The sequence below is a fragment of the Actinomadura sp. NPDC048021 genome, assembly GCF_040653135.1.
GTDB classification, from domain to species: Bacteria; Actinomycetota; Actinomycetes; order Streptosporangiales; family Streptosporangiaceae; genus Spirillospora; species Spirillospora verrucosospora.
Genome location: NZ_JBEZJQ010000017.1, coordinates 41,177 through 57,181, shown reverse-complemented (window position 1 = coordinate 57,181; position 16,005 = coordinate 41,177). Strand labels below are relative to the sequence as shown.

At 74.5% G+C, this 16,005-nt stretch carries 18 protein-coding genes and 1 tRNA gene; 8 read left to right on the top strand and 11 right to left on the bottom strand.

What is annotated here, in order from left to right:
• The first annotated feature begins 22 nt into the window (after positions 1–22).
• On the top strand, positions 23–400 hold the full coding sequence (locus AB0C87_RS26585) for a MerR family transcriptional regulator (RefSeq protein ID WP_345184231.1): 378 nt from the start codon (positions 23–25) through the stop codon (positions 398–400).
• A gap of 171 nt (positions 401–571) precedes the next feature.
• Here the strand turns inward: AB0C87_RS26585 and AB0C87_RS26580 are convergent, their stop codons facing one another.
• The 5 genes from AB0C87_RS26580 to AB0C87_RS26560 form a co-directional block, all read right to left on the bottom strand.
• The gene (locus AB0C87_RS26580) at positions 572–1,015 is read right to left on the bottom strand and encodes a helix-turn-helix domain-containing protein (protein ID WP_345184229.1); all 444 of its coding nucleotides are present in this window, start codon (positions 1,013–1,015) and stop codon (positions 572–574) included.
• A 39-nt stretch (positions 1,016–1,054) separates the two neighbouring features.
• A complete protein-coding gene (locus AB0C87_RS26575) occupies positions 1,055–2,218 on the bottom strand; it encodes a thiolase family protein (RefSeq protein WP_360580062.1) in 1,164 nt (387 codons plus the stop codon).
• Between the two features lie 395 nt (positions 2,219–2,613).
• Positions 2,614–2,775, bottom strand: coding sequence for a hypothetical protein (locus AB0C87_RS26570; RefSeq protein WP_179278653.1), 162 nt, complete (start codon positions 2,773–2,775; stop codon positions 2,614–2,616).
• A 48-nt stretch (positions 2,776–2,823) separates the two neighbouring features.
• Complete coding sequence (locus AB0C87_RS26565) at positions 2,824–3,495, bottom strand: response regulator (protein ID WP_345184225.1); 672 nt, start codon at positions 3,493–3,495, stop codon at positions 2,824–2,826.
• Positions 3,492–5,180, bottom strand: a complete 1,689-nt coding sequence (locus AB0C87_RS26560) for an ATP-binding protein (protein WP_353835205.1) — start codon at positions 5,178–5,180, stop codon at positions 3,492–3,494. Before AB0C87_RS26560 ends, AB0C87_RS26565 begins: the two co-directional genes overlap by 4 nt.
• 294 nt (positions 5,181–5,474) lie before the next feature.
• Between AB0C87_RS26560 and AB0C87_RS26555 the strand changes: the two genes are divergently transcribed.
• Positions 5,475–6,842: a cation:dicarboxylase symporter family transporter gene (locus tag AB0C87_RS26555; protein WP_360580060.1), complete on the top strand. Its 1,368-nt coding sequence runs from the start codon at positions 5,475–5,477 to the stop codon at positions 6,840–6,842.
• A 123-nt stretch (positions 6,843–6,965) separates the two neighbouring features.
• Here the strand turns inward: AB0C87_RS26555 and AB0C87_RS26550 are convergent, their stop codons facing one another.
• The 3 genes from AB0C87_RS26550 to purU form a co-directional block, all read right to left on the bottom strand.
• Positions 6,966–7,541, bottom strand: coding sequence for a hypothetical protein (locus AB0C87_RS26550; protein ID WP_360580058.1), 576 nt, complete (start codon positions 7,539–7,541; stop codon positions 6,966–6,968).
• Between the two features lie 84 nt (positions 7,542–7,625).
• A complete protein-coding gene (locus tag AB0C87_RS26545; protein WP_360580056.1) occupies positions 7,626–8,240 on the bottom strand; it encodes a DUF6286 domain-containing protein in 615 nt (204 codons plus the stop codon).
• A gap of 118 nt (positions 8,241–8,358) precedes the next feature.
• Positions 8,359–9,219 (bottom strand): formyltetrahydrofolate deformylase, encoded by an 861-nt coding sequence (purU, locus tag AB0C87_RS26540; protein ID WP_345184213.1) that lies wholly within the window; start codon positions 9,217–9,219, stop codon positions 8,359–8,361.
• A gap of 175 nt (positions 9,220–9,394) precedes the next feature.
• On the opposite strand from purU, the gene AB0C87_RS26535 reads away from it, so the two are divergent.
• From AB0C87_RS26535 to AB0C87_RS26520, 4 genes are read left to right on the top strand one after another with little or no spacing between them, the layout of a single operon-like run.
• Positions 9,395–10,339 carry a PHB depolymerase family esterase gene (locus AB0C87_RS26535; RefSeq protein ID WP_360580054.1) on the top strand — a complete coding sequence of 315 codons (945 nt, stop codon included), beginning with the start codon at positions 9,395–9,397 and terminating at the stop codon, positions 10,337–10,339.
• A gap of 42 nt (positions 10,340–10,381) precedes the next feature.
• Positions 10,382–11,566 (top strand): amino acid deaminase/aldolase, encoded by a 1,185-nt coding sequence (locus tag AB0C87_RS26530; RefSeq protein ID WP_345184264.1) that lies wholly within the window; start codon positions 10,382–10,384, stop codon positions 11,564–11,566.
• A 31-nt stretch (positions 11,567–11,597) separates the two neighbouring features.
• Positions 11,598–12,269, top strand: coding sequence for an SIMPL domain-containing protein (locus tag AB0C87_RS26525; RefSeq protein ID WP_345184209.1), 672 nt, complete (start codon positions 11,598–11,600; stop codon positions 12,267–12,269).
• A gap of 47 nt (positions 12,270–12,316) precedes the next feature.
• Positions 12,317–12,655: a zf-HC2 domain-containing protein gene (locus AB0C87_RS26520; protein WP_360580052.1), complete on the top strand. Its 339-nt coding sequence runs from the start codon at positions 12,317–12,319 to the stop codon at positions 12,653–12,655.
• Here the strand turns inward: AB0C87_RS26520 and AB0C87_RS26515 are convergent.
• Entirely contained in the window at positions 12,606–12,914 is a 309-nt protein-coding gene (locus AB0C87_RS26515; RefSeq protein WP_345184205.1) for a DUF3618 domain-containing protein, read from the bottom strand. The genes AB0C87_RS26520 and AB0C87_RS26515 overlap by 50 nt on opposite strands.
• A 153-nt stretch (positions 12,915–13,067) precedes the next feature.
• Here AB0C87_RS26515 and bcp point away from each other — a divergent pair, with 153 nt between their 5' ends.
• Positions 13,068–13,535: a thioredoxin-dependent thiol peroxidase gene (bcp, locus tag AB0C87_RS26510; RefSeq protein WP_345184203.1), complete on the top strand. Its 468-nt coding sequence runs from the start codon at positions 13,068–13,070 to the stop codon at positions 13,533–13,535.
• 54 nt (positions 13,536–13,589) lie between these two features.
• Here the strand turns inward: bcp and AB0C87_RS26505 are convergent.
• Together AB0C87_RS26505 and AB0C87_RS26500 are read right to left on the bottom strand one after the other, a co-directional pair.
• Positions 13,590–13,674 (bottom strand) — tRNA-Leu (locus AB0C87_RS26505).
• Entirely contained in the window at positions 13,637–15,250 is a 1,614-nt protein-coding gene (locus AB0C87_RS26500) for an MFS transporter (RefSeq protein ID WP_360580051.1), read from the bottom strand. Before AB0C87_RS26500 ends, AB0C87_RS26505 begins: the two co-directional genes overlap by 38 nt.
• Before the next feature lie 41 nt (positions 15,251–15,291).
• Between AB0C87_RS26500 and AB0C87_RS26495 the strand changes: the two genes are divergently transcribed.
• Entirely contained in the window at positions 15,292–15,915 is a 624-nt protein-coding gene (locus tag AB0C87_RS26495) for a TetR family transcriptional regulator (RefSeq protein WP_360580049.1), read from the top strand.
• The last annotated feature ends 90 nt before the right edge of the window (positions 15,916–16,005 follow it).

Below are 16,005 nucleotides of genomic sequence, written 5' to 3'. Positions count from 1 at the left end.
GGTAGAACGAGGGGAGGAGGTGGTGGCGGTGCGGATCGGCGAGCTGGCGCGGATCACCGGGACGACGCCGCGGGCGCTGCGGCACTACGAGGAGGCGGGCCTGATCGCGTCCCGCCGGGCGGGCAACGGATACCGGATCTACGACGAGGGCGCGGCCGTGCGGGTCCGCAACATCCGGGAGCTGCTCGCCGTCGGCCTCACCCTCGACGACGTGCGCGCGTTCTCGGTCTGCCTGGACGGCGACGTGGCGGCCTCGCCCCCGTCGGAGAAGGGGCTCCGCATCGCCCTGGACCGCCTCGCCGTCCTCGACGCGCGCATCACCGCCCAGACCGAGGCCCGCGACCGCCTCGCCACCGCCCTGACCCGCGCGGCCGAGAGACGCCCCGCATCGGCCCGCTGACCGCGGGGACGTGGAGGCGGAACCGGCCGGGGTCTCGGGACGGCGGGCCTATCTCAACGGACTGCTGACCAACCTTCTCAACCCGAAGATGGTCACCTTCACCATTGGACGGGACGGTCGGCGTCCTCGCGGGCCGCATCGGCGACTGGCTGCGCCGCCGTCGCGAGTGGGTCAGGGGCGGGCGCCCCGGCCGGTGGGGGAATGGGCGCCCTGGCGGGCCTCGTTGCCGCAGTGGCGGCACACGACCTGGGGGCTGACGGTCTCGCCGCAGGAGTGCCGCCACCGGACGGGCGGGTCGTCCGGGTGCAGGTGCCGGTCTCCCCAGGCCATCAGCACGAGCAGGACGTCGCACAGCTCCACGCCCGCGGGCGTCAGGCGGTACTCGTGGCGCACCGGGTGGTCGCTGTAGCGCTCGCGGCGGATGACGCCGCCCGCCTCCAGCTTGCGGAGGCGGGCGGTGAGGATGTCGCGGGACGCGCCGGTGTTGCGGACGATCTGGTCGAAGCGCCGCACCCCGTAGCTCAGCTCCCGGATCGCCAGCAGGCTCCAGCGCTCGCCGACCAGGTCCAGCGTGTCGGCGATCGAGCACTCGCGCGGATCGGCGTCCTTCGGCATACCGGGAAGCCTAGCCGCCGGACCTGGCCGGACCGTCCGTCAGAGCCGCTCCACGACGGTGGCGTTGGCCAGTCCGCCCGCCTCGCACATGGTCTGGAGGCCGAACCTGCCGCCGCGGTCCTCCAGGGCGTGCAGCAGGGTCGTCATGAGGCGGGCGCCGCTCGCGCCGAGCGGGTGGCCGATCGCGATCGCGCCGCCGCGCACGTTGACGCGCGCGAGGTCGGCGCCGGTCTCGCGCGCCCACGCGAGGACGACCGGGGCGAACGCCTCGTTCACCTCGAACAGATCGACGTCGTCCAGGGTGAGGCCACCGCGCTCCAGCACCTTCGCGGTCGCGGGGATGATCGCGGTGAGCATCAGCAGCGGGTCGTCGCCGGTCACGGCGAAGGCGTGGAAGCGGGCGCGCGGGCGCAGGCCGAGCCGCGCGGCGACGTCGGCGCCCATGACCAGGACGGCGGCGGCGCCGTCGTTGACCGGGGAGGCGTTGCCCGCGGTGATCTTCCAGCCGATCTCGGGGAACCGCTCGGCCATCCGCTCGTCGTGGTAGGCGGGCCTCAGGCCGGCGAGGATCTCCGGCGACGTCGCCGGGCGGACGGTCTCGTCCCGCTGCCCCGTCCAGGCGACCTCCCGGTCGAACTCGCCGTTCTTCCACGCCTTGGCGGCGCGGCGGTGGGACTCGGCGGCGTAGGCGTCGAGCTCCTCCCGCGACAGGTCCCAGCGCGCGGCGATCAGCTCGGCGCTGATGCCCTGGCCGACGAGCCCGCCCGGGTAGCGCTCGGGGAGCAGCGTCCCGAACGGGTCGCTGCCCGGCAGGACGCTCGACCCCATCGGCACCCGCGACATCGACTCGACCCCGCACGCGATGGCGATGTCGTAGGCGCCGCTCTGCACGCCCTGCGCCGCGATGTGCAGGGCCTGCTGGGACGAGCCGCACTGCCGGTCGACCGTCATGGCGGGGACGCTCTCGGGGAACCCCGCGGCGAGGACGGCCGTGCGGGTGATGTTGAGCGCCTGGTCGCCGGCCTGGGTGACCACGCCGCCGATCACGTCGTCCACGGTCCCCGGGTCGATGCCCGCCCGCTCGACGAGGGACGCGAGCGTCCGCGCGAGCAGGTCGGCCGGGTGGTCGCCGTGCAGGAACCCGCCGGCCCTGCCCTTGCCCAGCGGCGTGCGCACCGCCTCCACGATCACCGCGTCCCGCATGGACCCCACCTCCGTTGTGTTTTCCAACTCACTTCGGCAGTATCCGCTCGGCGGACCGGAGAGCACAATCGGCTCCGACGGTGAGTTGGATAACACAACTCGGCAGACGAAGACCCGGAGGCCGTCACCGATCGCTGTCGAAGCCGATCGCTACCGCCCCCGGGTCTTCGGGCCGCTCAGCGGGAGGGGCCCGTGCCGTGGTCCGTCTCTACCCTCCATGCGTCGAAGAGCCCCTCGGTGGAGCCGCCCGAGTGTCGTCGGTCGGACAAGCACGCCTCCTCGTTCTCCTCGACGTCGCGTTCCCTTTGGACGTTAGCCCCATAAGCCGACATAGACCCAAAATGGGAGCCCAAGCCGCCGTCAAGCATCGGGACCGCCCCGCCCGACGCGACCGTCTAGCCCTTGTACATCTCCCGCATCTTGCGCGCGGCGTCGCCCGGTTTGCGCTTCGGCCCCTTGCCCGTGGCCTCCTCGCCGCGGCGCGGCCGCTTCTCGCGCTCCGGTTCGGACTCCGCCTTGCCCGTGGGCTTCCCGGGCTTGCCAGGCTTGTCGTTCACGACAACTCCCCCGATGTCGTTCCAACTGTCGGTCCATAGGTACCCCGTCTAACGGGGGTAGAAGCGCACCTCAGGACGGCCGACCTGGCCGTAGTGGGGGCGGCGGTCGGCCAGCCCGTTCTCCGCCAGATACTCCAGATAGCGGCGCGCGGTGACCCGGGAGACGCCGGTGAGATCGGCGGCAGCGGCGGCGGACAGGCCGTCGGCCGCGGACTCCAGCACGCCGGTCACGGCCTGGAGCGTCTCCCCGCTCATCCCCTTGGGCAGCGCGTGGTGGTCGGGGGTCCGGAGCGTGGCGAGCATCCCGTCCACGTCCGCCTGCCCGCTGACCTCCCCCGAGCCGACCGCCTGCTCCCGGAACCGCGCGTACCGGACGAGCTTGTCGCGCAGCGACGCGAAGGTGAACGGTTTCAGCAGGTACTGGACGATGCCGACCGCCACGGCGGTGCGGATCACCGCGAGGTCCCGCGCGGACGTCACGGCGATGACGTCCACGTCCCGTCCCCCGGCGCGCAGCGCGCGGCAGACGGTGAGGCCGTGCGTGTCCGGAAGGTAGAAGTCCAGCAGGACGACGTCGACCTGCGTCCGCTCGCAGAACCGGAGCGCGTCCGCCCCCGAGTGCACGACCCCGGCGACCGTGAACCCGGCGACCCGCTCGACGTAGGTCCGGTGCGCCTCCGCCGCCACCGGGTCGTCCTCGACCACCAGCACCCTGATCACGGCTCGCCGCCCCCGCGCCGGGCCCCGGCGGCCCGCCTCGGCAGGGGCAGCCGGACGGTGAACACGGCGCCGTGGCCGGGGCCGGCCGCGCCCACCCGCACCTCACCGCCGTTGCGGCGGACGGCCTGGCCGACCAGGGCGAGGCCGAGGCCGTGCCCGACCGCGCCGCCGGACGTCTTCGTCGTCCAGCCGCGCCGGAACATCGCGGGCACGGCGGCGGGGTCCACGCCCCGCCCGCTGTCGGACACCTCCAGCACGAGCGCCCCGTCCTCCACGCGGGCGCCGACGCCGACGCGCGGCGGCCGGGCGGCGGCGCCCTCGATGGCGGCGTCGACCGCGTTGTCGATGAGGTTCCCGAGGATCGTGACCAGGTCGCGCGGCTCGATCGCGCCCTCGATCACGGTGTCCTCGCCGATCACGAGCTCCACGCCGCGCTCCCCCGCCTCGGCGGACTTGCCGAGCAGCAGCGCGGCCAGCACCGGCTCGCCGACCGAGCCGACGACCCGGTCGGTGAGCCGCTGCGCGCTCGCCAGCTCGGCGGTCGCGAACTCCACGGCCTGCCCGGGACGGCCCAGCTCCACCAGCGACACCACCGTGTGCAGGCGGTTCGCGGCCTCGTGCGCCTGCGAGCGCAGCGACTCGGCAAACCCGCGCACCGTGTCCAGCTCGCCCGTCAGCGCCTGCAGCTCGGTGTGGTCCCGCAGGGTGACGACGTTGCCCATCACCCGGTCCCCCGACCGGACGGGCGAGGTGTTCACCACGAGCACCCGCGTGTCCCCCACATGGATCTCGTCCGACCGAGGCTCCGCGGACACCAGCGTCGCCACCAGCTCCTCCGGCAACCCCAGCTCCGCGACGTCCCGCCCCTGCGGCTCCCCCCGCGCCCGCCCGGGGATCGCGGCGGACGGGAAGGGGCCGTGGGGGGCGTCCAGGTCGAGGAGGTGTCTCGCGGCGTCGTTGCAGAGAACGACGCGGCCGCTGCGGTCGAGGATGAGGAGCCCTTCGCGGACGGCGTGCAGGATCGCCTCGTAGTACTCGAACATGCCGCGCAGCTCGTCGGGGGCGACGCCGCGGGTCTGTCGGCGCAGGCGGGCGGAGACGAGGTAGCTGCCGGCCATCCCGACGGCGAGGACGGCCCCGGCGACGGCGCCGAGGGCCAGCAGGCGCTGGCGGAGCTCCGCCGAGATCGCCTTGACCGTGATGCCGACCGCGACCAGGGCCACCACGCGGCGGTCCTCGCCGAAGACGGGCGCGACGGTGCGCACGGACGGCCCGAGCGTGCCGGTGTAGGTCTCGGTGAACGTCCGTCCGGCGAGCGCGGGGGCGGTGTTGCCGACGAACGTCCCGCCGATGCGCGCGGGGTTCGGGTGCGTGTAGCGGATCCCGGCCGGGCTCATGATCGTGATGAAGTCGACGCCGGTGTCGTGCCGGACGCGTTCGGCGTAGGGCTGCAGGAGGCGGGTCGGAGCCGGGTCGGCCAGCGCGGCCCGGACGGTCGGGGCGTCGGCGATGCTCGCCGCGACCGCCGAGACCGTCTGGGCGGCGCTGTCGTCCACGGCCCGGCCGGAGTCGAGGAAGGCCAGCGCCGCGCCGGCCGCCACGAGGAGCCCGACGATCGCCGCCTGGAGCACGAGCAGCTGCCGGGCCAGGCTCCAGCGGCCCGGCGCCGCCCATCGAGGACGCACTCCCGGCCCCTCCCCCTCGCATCTCGCCGTCACCCCGTCGCACCTTGCCGTGAACGAAATGTACACAAGGGTGACCCCGGTCACAGAACCGCGCATAGTCACGTGGGGACAGACCCCCAGCCCCCGCCCGACCTGCGAGCTCACCTCCAGAGCGGCGCCCACGGTGTGCATGCTCCGGCTCCGGCCGGAGGATGGGCGCCGCCGCGGGGCGGCGGCCCGCCCGCGGATCCGACCGGACCGGGCGGGCGCCGCCCCTCGCACCGATGCCGGGGTCCTGAGCCGAGGAGGTCCCCCGTGGCCCCGTCCGCCTCCCAGCCTGCGCGCGACCGCGTCCACTACCTGTACCTCGCCGTCGTCGCCGCCGTGGTGGCGGGGGCCGTGGTCGGCCTGGCCGCGCCGGACTTCGCGCAGGAACTGAAGCCGATCGGCACCGCCTTCGTCAACCTGATCAAGATGATGATCTCGCCGATCATCTTCTGCACCATCGTCCTCGGCATCGGCTCGGTCGCGAAGGCGGCCGAGGTCGGCCGGATCGGCCTGGTCACCATCGCCTACTTCCTGGTGATGTCGACGCTGGCCCTGGCCATCGGGCTGGTGGTGGGGAACCTGCTGCACCCGGGCTCCGGGCTGCACCTGGACCCGTCGTCCGTCGCCGAGGCGAAGTCGCAGGCCGAGGGCGGCGAGGGCACCACCGACTTCCTGCTCGGGATCATCCCGGACACGCTGGTGTCGGCGCTGACGGAGGGGCAGGTGCTGCAGGCGCTGCTCGTCGCGCTGCTCACCGGGTTCGCGCTCCAGGGGCTCGGCCCGGCGGGCGCGCCGATCCTGCGGGGCGTCGAGCACCTGCAGCGGCTGGTGTTCCGGATCCTCTGGATGATCATGTGGGCGGCGCCGGTGGGGGCGTTCGGCGCGATCGCGGCGGTGGTCGGGTCGAGCGGCTGGGACGCGCTGAAGAGCCTCGCCGTGATCATGCTGGGCTTCTACGCGACGTGCGCGGTGTTCGTGTTCGCGGTGCTCGGCGCGGTGCTGTGGGCGGTCAGCCGGATCAGCGTGTTCGCCCTGCTGCGCTACCTCGCCCGCGAGTTCCTGCTGATCCTGTCGACGTCCTCGTCGGAGTCGGCGCTGCCCCGGCTGATCGCGAAGATGGAGCACCTCGGGGTGAGCCGCCCGGTCGTCGGCATCACCGTGCCGACCGGGTACTCCTTCAACCTCGACGGCACCGCGATCTACCTGACGATGGCGACGCTGTTCATCGCGTCCGCACAGGACCGGCCGATGTCGGTCGGCGCGCAGATTCCGCTGCTCCTCTTCATGATCGTCGCGTCGAAGGGCGCGGCGGGCGTCACCGGCGCCGGGCTCGCCACCCTCGCGGGCGGCCTCCAGTCGCACAGGCCCGCGCTCGTCGACGGGGTGGGGTTCATCGTCGGCATCGACCGGTTCATGTCCGAGGCCCGCGCGCTGACCAACTTCGCGGGAAACGCCGTCGCCACCGTGGTCATCGGCACGTGGACGAAGGAGTTCGACGCCGAGCGGGCCCGCGGCGTCCTGTCCGGCGAGGACCCGTTCAACGAGGACACCCTGCTGGACGACCACGGTCCGGCCGCCGAGCCCTCCGGTTCGCGGAAGGAACCGCTCCCCGCACCCGGCGGCGCACCCGCCTGAGAGGCCCGGCCGCCCGGCGCCGCGCGGCGCCCCCCCGCCGCCGGGCGGGCGGCGGCGGCCGCCCTCCGGGGAGTGCACCCGGGCCCGGCGGCGCCCCCCCCCCCCCCGCCCGGCCCCCCCGGCTCAGGCGGACTCGGGCTGCGGACGGCGCCCGCGCGGGCGCCTGCGGGGCCGCTCGACCTCGGGCCGGAAGCGGATCACCACCGGGAGGTCGGGCATGCCGACCGCGCGGCGGTACCGCTCGACCGGGCCCGCGCCCAGTTCCCCGTACACCTCGCTCACGAGGGCGTCGCCCGCGCAGGCCACGTTCAGCCGCAGGCGCGGCCGGTCGGCCGTCCCGGTGAGGCGGGCGCGGGCGTCCTGGACGCCGGGCAGCCCGCGCGCGTCCCGGTGCAGGACGTCGGCGGCGGCGCGGGCCCGGGCGCGGGTCTCGGGGTCGAGGTCGGGCCACCGCTGGTGGACGACGGCCCGCACCTGCATGACCAGCCACAGCTGCCCGGCGAGCGCGAGCACCTCCGCGGCGCCCGCCGCGGAGGGCAGGAACCAGCCGGTCTCGCGGGCGAAGCGCGCCAGCACGGGGTCGAGCAGCGGCCGCCCCGACAGGGCGCCGAACGCGTCGAAGGCGCCGAGGCCGAGGGCGAGGCCGGCCGCGCCGGCCAGCAGCAGCACGGCCCCGGTCACCGCGATCGCGATCCTCATCGTCAGTCCTTCCGTCGGCACCGTCGGTCGTTGCGCAGCACTGCCGGACCTCCCGCGGGCGTGGGCGGCCCTCCCGCCGGCACCTCAGTCCTTCCGCCAGCCGAGGCGGACGTCGACCGGCGGCCGGCGCATCGGCTCGATCCGGTCCAGGCGCGCGTCGACCGCGTCGTGGACGAGGTCGGCGAGGTTCGCCGGGTTGCGGTAGTGGGTGGCGGCCCGCACGAGCAGGCCCCGGCGGAAGAACCCGAGGCCCCGGACGCGGGCGCGCTCGATGCCGGGGACCTCCATCGCCGCGGCCGCGAGCGTGCGGCGCAGCGCGGCGCGGCCGATGACGCCCGCCAGCCGCGGATCGGCGCCCGCCAGCGGCACCCCGCGCAGCCGCCCGGGCAGCGCGGCCGCCATGAAGGCCGCCCCGAGAGCGGCCACCGCGCCCGACGCCGCCAGCACGTCCGGATGGTTCCACGCGTGCCGCCGCAGGGCCTCCACCACCGGGGCGACCCCCGGCACCGGGTGGACGGCCGACCCGAGCGCCCCGGCGAGCAGCTCGATCGCGGCCACCCCGCCGAACGCGGTCACCAGCAGCGCCGCGGCGAGCCCGGCGAGCGCGCGGCGGGGCCGCAGCTCGCGGACGGCGAGCCGGCGCGCCAGCCGCCTGCCCTGCGCCTCCTCGATCAGCTCCTTGACCAGCGTCTCGGCCATGGCCACCCCCCGTGAGCCTCGGCACCTACGGCTTCGTCACCCATGGTGCGCGAAAGTCACGCGGAGTGAAACACGCCATGCCGACATCTCACGCGTTCATCGGCCGGGAACCCGCAGGTCAGCGGAAGACGACCGTCCGGTCTCCGTTGAGCAGCACGCGGTGCTCGGCGTGCCAGCGGACGGCGCGGGCGAGCGCGAGGCACTCCACGTCGCGTCCCACGGCCACCAGCTCCTCCGGGCTGTGGGTGTGGTCGACGCGCGCGACCTCCTGCTCGATGATCGGCCCCTCGTCCAGGTCGGCGGTGACGTAGTGCGCGGTCGCGCCGATCAGCTTGACGCCGCGTGCGTGCGCCTGGTGGTAGGGGCGGGCGCCCTTGAAGCTCGGCAGGAACGAGTGGTGGATGTTGATGATCGCGCCGGGCAGCTTGGCGCAGAAGTCGTCGGACAGGATCTGCATGTACCGGGCGAGGACGACGAGGTCGGCGCGGTAGTGCTCGACCAGCGTCAGGATCTCGGCCTCCTGCGCGGCCTTTCCTCCCGGCCCGACCGGCAGGTGGTGGTAGTCGATCCCGTACGACTGGGTGAGCGGCCGCAGGTCGGGGTGGTTGGACGCCACCGCGACGATGTCGATGTCGAGCAGCCCGGACCGCGTCCGGTACAGCAGGTCGTTGAGGCAGTGCCCGCCCTTCGACACCATGATCAGCACGCGCGGGCGCTCGGCCAGCGGGTGCAGCCGCCACTCCAGCCCGAGCTCGGGCACCAGGGACGCGAAGGCGCCGCGCAGCTCGTCGGGGTCGGTGTCGGCGAGCGCCGCGAACTGCACCCGCATGAAGAAGGTGCCGGTCTCGCCGTCGCCGAACTGCTGGCTCTCGACGATGTTGCACCCGCGCTCGGCCAGCAGCCCCGAGACGGCGGCCACGATGCCGGGCCGGTCGGGGCAGGACAGGGTCAGCACGTACTCGTTCACGGGTTCGCTCACGGGTCTCATTCTTGCCTCGGCGCGGGAAGCGCCAGCTCACGACGGGTCCCTCCCGAGCTTACGCGGCGGCGTCCCCGTCCCGCCGCCGTACCGGCCGGTCGGCCCGGCCGGACGCCGCCGGCCTTGTCTACCCGTGAGTAGTTTGAAGCCCCGCCTTGGGGTTACCTTTGCCCGCATGCGGCGAATCGCGCTCGTGGCGCTGGCGGTCACCCTGGCCCTGGCGGGCTGCACCGACAAGACCGGCGGGAAGGGCGGCGAGGGCGGGAAGGACGGTCGGCGCCCCGCGACCGTCGACGGCGTCCCCACCTCGGAGGGGACGCACAAGCAGAAGCTCGACGTGGGGACGGTCGGGCACCGCGAGTACCTGCTGCACGTCCCGTCCAAGGTCGCGGACGGGAAATGGAAGGACGGCAGGCCGGCCGACAGGCCCGCGCTGGTCATCGCCCTGCACGGCGGCCTGGCGACCATGGCGAAGATGCGGGACCTGACCGGCTTCGACAAGCTGTCGGACGAGCACGGCTTCCTCGTCGCCTACCCCGACGGGTTCATGACCACGTGGAACGCGGGCGACTGCTGCGGCGCGGCGAAGATCGGGAAGGTCGACGACGTCGGGTTCCTCGGCAAGCTCATCGACAAGCTCACCGGCGCCGGGCTGGCCGACCCGAGGCGCGTCTACGTCACCGGCTTCTCCAACGGCGCCGGGATGGCGTACCGGATGGCCTGCGAGAAGCCGGGCAAGGTCGCGGCGATCGGGGTGGTCGAGGGCGCGCTGGTGACCAGGTGCGACCCGGGCCGCCCGGTGTCGGCGATGATCTTCCACGGGACGGCGGACGGGAACGTCCCCTTCAACGGGGGCGGCGACCGCGACTTCAACGACAAGCGCCCGTTCCCGCCCGTCTCGGACGCGGTGGACTTCTGGCGCAAGGTCGGAGGGCTGCCCCAGCCGCGCGAGCGGGTGAAGGCGCTCAGCGGCGACACCCGGTGCGAGAGCACGGGCAAGGGCGAGCGCGGCGTCGCCGTGACGTTCTGCAGGATCGAGGGCGGGCGGCACCAGTGGCCGAAGGAGGCGAGCCCGATGCTGTGGAGCTTCTTCGCCGCCCATCCGCGCACCGGGACGTGAGATCTTTTCACATTCCCCCGGTAGTGTGGCATCGTGACGAGCATGAACCTCCGGGACCGCTATGACGCCGCGACCGCCGGGCTGGAGGCGCCGTTCGCCGTCGTCGACCTCGCGGCCTTCCGCGCCAACGCCGCCGACCTCGTGCGCCGCGCCGCCGGCAAGCCCATCCGCGTCGCCAGCAAGTCGGTGCGCTGCCGGGCCCTCCTGGAGGACGTCCTCGCGATGGAGGGCTTCGCCGGGGTCATGGCGTTCACCCTCCCCGAGGCGCTCTGGCTGGCCGCCGAGGGCGTCAGCGACGACATCCTCGTCGCCTACCCCACGGCCGACCGCACCGCGATCGCCGCGCTCGCCGCCGACCCCCGCGCGGCCCGCGCCGTCACGCTGATGGTCGACTCCCCCGAGCACCTCGAGCTGATCGAGTCCGCCGCGGGCGACCAGCGCGTGCGGGTCTGCGTCGACATCGACGCCTCGTACCGCACGCTCGGCGGCCGGGTGCGGATCGGCGCGCTGCGCTCCCCGCTGCACACCGCCGCCGACGTCCGGGCCTTCGCCGAACTGGTCCTCAAGCGGCCCTCGCTCGACCTCGTCGGGCTGATGGCCTACGAGTCGCAGATCGCGGGCGTCGGGGACGTGCCGCCCGGCCGGCCCGCGCGGGGCCGCGTCATCCGCGCCATGCAGCGGCAGTCCCGGGCGGAGCTGGCCCGGCGCCGCGCGGCGATCGTCCGGGCCGTCCGGGAGCTGACCGACCTGGAGTTCGTCAACGGCGGCGGCACCGGCAGCGTCGAGACGACGGCGGCCGAGCGCGCCGTCACCGAGGTCGCGGCCGGCTCCGGCCTCTACCAGCCGCACCTGTTCGACCAGTACTCCAACTTCGCCGGACGGCCCGCCGCGCTGTTCGCGCTGCCCGTCGTCCGGCGCCCCGCGCCCGGCGTCGTCACGTGCCTCGGCGGCGGCTACCTGGCGTCCGGGCCGGCCGACGCCGTCCGCCTCCCCCAGCCCTACCTGCCGACGGGCCTGTCCTACAGCGGCGAGGAGGGCGCGGGCGAGGTGCAGACGCCGCTGCTCGGACGCGCCGCCGACCTGCTGTCGGTGGGCGACCGCGTCTGGTTCCGCCACACCAAGGCCGGGGAGCTGTGCGAACGGTTCGACGCGCTGCACCTCATCGAGGACGGCCGGCACGTCCGCACCGTCCCCACCTACCGGGGCGAGGGCCGCACGTTCCTGTGAGCGCCGCCCCCCGACCGTCTAGGTTGGGGGCATGAGCGACGCTCCCATGATCAGTGTCCGCGGCGAGGCGGTGCTGGAGGCCGAGCCGGAGATCGCGCGCCTGTCGGTGCACGTCGAGTCGCAGGAGTCCGACCGGCGCGCGGCCCTCGACCGGCTCACCGAGCGGAACCAGCAGTGCCTCGACCTGGTCAAGTCCTACGGCGAGGCCGTGGAGAAGCTGGAGACGGGCGGCCTGTCGATCACGCCGCTGCTGAAGTACCGGCGGCGCGAGGGCGACATCCGCGCCTACCGCGGCACCGTCTGGATCAAGATCACGGTCAGCGACTTCGCGGTGCTGGGCGAGCTGGTCGCCCGGCTCGGCGACCTGGAGCGCACCTACGTCACCGGGCCGCAGTGGGAGCTGCGGCACGACAGCGAGGTGTACCGGCGGGCCGCGCGGCAGGCGGCGAACGAGGCCGTCGAGCGCGCCCGCGGCTACGCCGAGGCGCTCGGGGCCCGGCTCACCGGGCTGGTGGAGCTGTCGGACGAGGGGCTCGGCCGCGACGGCGGCTCCGGCGGGCCCGTCGCGCTCGCCGCGGCCTACGGGCGCGCGCCGGGCGGCGCGGCCGAGGAGCCCGAGCCGATCGACCTGGAGCCGGAGACGCAGATCGTCCGCGCCACCGTCGAGGCCAGGTTCACCGCGACGGCCCCCGACCTCGGCTGACCCGGCCCCCGCTGAACGGCCGGGCCGCCGCGCCCGTACTCCGGGACGTGGGAGGAACGGACTGCGGGGCGTACCGGACCGGGCTCGGCGTCTACGCCATCGGACGGCTCGCCGGCGCCGAGGCGGACGCGCTGTCGGCGCACCTGGGCGGCTGCCCGCCGTGCCGGGACGAGCTCGCCCGGCTGCGCGGCGTCGCCGAGCTGCTCGCCCGCTCCGCCCGGCAGTGGAACGCAGCCGCCCCGCAGCACTCCGGCGGCGCCCCGCCGCGCCCGGGCCCCGCCCGGAAACGCGGAAGCGCCGGCCGCGGACCGCGGACCGGCGCCTCGGGGACGGGGCTCAGCGCCTCCTGCGCCTGCGGCGCCGCAGGACGAGGGCGGTCACGATGACCGCCGCGCCGACTCCGGCGAACACCAGCCGCCGGTCGATCTGAGGACCCTCGCCGTCGTCGTCCTCGGAGGGGCGCACCATCGCGCCGAGGGCCTTGGCGACCTGGTCGGCCTCCTCCTTCAGCCGCTCCGCGCCCCGGTGCGCGACGTTCCTCGGGCTGACCCGGTCGGCGAGCTCGTCGATGGTGCGGGCCAGTTGCCGCCGGCTGCGCTCTATCTCCCGTTCCAGCGCCTCCGGGTCGCGGCTCTTGTCAGCCATGCCGTGTCCTTATCGTGTCGGGCGTACTCGCGCGGGCCGGAACCGTGACGAGCCGAGCGTGATCCGCACAGTCTTGCAGGTCTTCCCGCCGGATGCCCGCCGCACCCCAGCCGGTACCGTTGGACCCACCATCCGAGCGAAAGGCGGGACAGGGTGTCCGAGCGGCTGCAGCCGGGCGACGTCGCCCCCGATTTCGAGCTACCCGACGCCGACGAGACCGCGGTGTCGCTGGCCTCGCTGCGCGGCAAGCGCGTGATCCTCTACTTCTACCCGGCGGCCATGACCCCCGGCTGCACCAAGGAGTCGGTCGACTTCGAGGGAAGCCTGCCCGAGCTGGAGGCCGCGGGCGTCGCCGTCGTCGGCGTCTCCCCCGACAAGCCGGCCAAGCTCGCCAAGTTCCGGGACAAGGAGGGGCTCACGTTCCCACTCCTGTCCGACCCGGACGCGGAGGTCCTGCAGGCCTACGGCGCCTACGGGGAGAAGAAGCTGTACGGCAAGGCCGTCGTCGGGGTCATCCGGTCGACGTTCGTCATCGACGCCGACGGCCGGATCGAGAAGGCGTACTACAACGTGAAGGCGACGGGGCACGTGGAGCGCCTGCGCCGCGACCTCGGCCTGTAGGCACCGCGCCGGCCCGCGCTCGGCGCGGGCCGGGGTGGGCCGGGGTGAGACCGGTGCGGGCGGGGGGATTCGAACCCCCACGGTGTCACCACCAACAGGACCTAAACCTGCCGCGTATACCTGATTTCGCCACGCCCGCCCGCGCCCTCGTCCGGGCTCCCGTTCGGGCTTCCCTCTGAGGGCGCGTTCAGCTTAGCGTCCTGATCGGCGGGCGCGGGGACGGATTCCGCCGCCTCCCGGCGGGGCGTGCGGTACAGGGCGGCGACGACGACCGCGGTGACGGCGAGCGCGACCGACGCGGTGAGGAACGCCGTCTGGAGGCCGTCGCTGAAGGCCGTCCGCGCGTGCTCGGCGGCCTGCGGGCCGAGCCGCACCGCCGCCGCGACCGACGTCCTCGCCTGCTCGGCGGCCGGGGCCGGCAGGTTCCCGAGGTCGAGGTTCGCGCGGTAGGCCGACTGCAGGAGGCTGCCGAGGACGGCGATGCCGAGCGCGCCGCCGAGCTCCCGGGCCAGGTCGTTCATCGCCGACCCCACGCCCTGCTTCTCGGCGGGCAGCGCGTCGGTGATCGCGGCCGTGGACGGGGTCATGGCGAGGCCCATGCCGGCGCCGAACGGGACGAGGCCCGCGAGCAGCAGCCAGTAGGTGCTGTCCTCGTCCAGCAGCGAGAAGACCAGCATCCCGACGCCGACCAGGAGCAGGCCGGCCGTGATGACGCGGCGCGGGCCGAGCCTCGCGGCCAGCTTCGGCGCGGCGACCCGCGCGGACGGCATCATCGCGAGCGCCATGGGCACGAGGCTGAGCGCGCCCACGAGGGCGCTGTCGCCCTTCACCAGCTGCAGGTACTGCAGGATGATGAAGACGAAGCCGAAGAAGGCGAAGAACTGCACGGTGACGGTGAGGGAGCCGGCCGAGAACGCCCGGATGCGGAACAGCCGCGGGTCGAGCAGCGGGTTCGGCCGCTTCAGCTCCCACCCCACGAACCCGGCGAGGACGACGAGGGCGGCGGCGAGGCCGAGCAGCGTCCGCGCGGAGGCCCAGCCGTGCGTCGGCGCCTCGATGATCGAGTAGACGCCGGCGCCGAGACCGGCCACGGTGATCAGCGCGCCGGTCACGTCGAGGCGCGGCGCGTCCGGCTCGGCCGACTCGGGGACGAACGCGAGCGTCGTGACCAGGGCGACCGCGGCGAGCACCACGTTCATCCAGAACACCGACCGCCAGGTCCAGAACTCCAGCAGGGTCCCCGACACCAGGAGGCCGAAGATGGCGCTGGCCCCGGCGACGCCGGCCCAGGCGCCGACCGCGCGGGTGCGCTGGGCGGCCGGGAACGTCGAGGTGATCGTGGACAGCGTCGCCGGCATGACCAGGGCCGCGCCGACACCGAGCACGCCGCGCATCGCGATCAGCCATTCCGGGTCGCCGCCCAGCGCCGCCGCGGCCGAGCCCGCGCCGAACACGAGGAGCCCGGCGGTGAGCGCGCGGCGCCGCCCGTAGCGGTCGCCGACGGCGCCGCCGAGCAGCAGCAGGGCCGCGAAGACCAGCGCGTAGGCGTCGATGATCCACGACAGTTCGGTGAGGCCGGCGCGGGTGTCGCGGGCGATGGAGGGCACCGCCGTGTTGAGGGAGGCCACGGCCGACACCACCGTGGCGAGGGACAGCATCACGGCCGGCAGCACCGCTCGGTGGACGGCGCCCGGCCCCTGCTTCGTGGTGTTCATACCTCGACGGTGGCCCCGGCACGCACTATATTTCAACCTTGATGAATAAATCCGGGGGCGGGCGGGGGCGGCGGCGCGGCGGCCCCGACACCCGCGAGGAGATCCTCGCGGTCGCCCGCAGGCGGTTCCTGGCCGACGGGTACGGGCCGGTCACGATGCGGTCCCTCGCCGCCGAGGCGGGCGTGGACGCCGCGCTGATCAGCTACTTCTTCGGCTCGAAGAAGGGCCTGTTCGGCGCGGTGCTCGGACTGGTCGCCAACCCGCCCGAGGTGCTGGCGGGCGCGCTGCCCGGCGACCCCGCCGAGCTGCCCGAACGCGTCCTGCGCGCGCTGGTCACCGCGTGGGACGACCCGGAGAATGGCAAGCAGCTGCTGCTCATGGTGCGCGCCGCCGTCCAGGACCCGGACCTGAGCCGGCTGGTGCGCGACCTGGTCGAACGCGAGATCGTCGGCCGCATCGCCGACCATCTGGGCGGCCCCGACGCGACCGCGCGGGCCGGGGCGCTGGGCGTCCAGCTCTCCGGGCTGATCTTCGCCCGCTACGTCCTCGTGGTGGAACCCGTCGCCTCGATGCCGCCCGATGAATTAATCCGGTACCTCTCCCCGGGCTTCCGCGCCGCCGTCCACGGTCCTCCCCGCCGCCCCCGGACGCGCCGACCCCGGTAGCGGACACGCCCGCGGCGGGGTTGCGGACGACACTTCGGACGAATCGGGCAGAGAATCGCGGCGCCGCGGGGGCGGGCGTCCTAGGCTGGC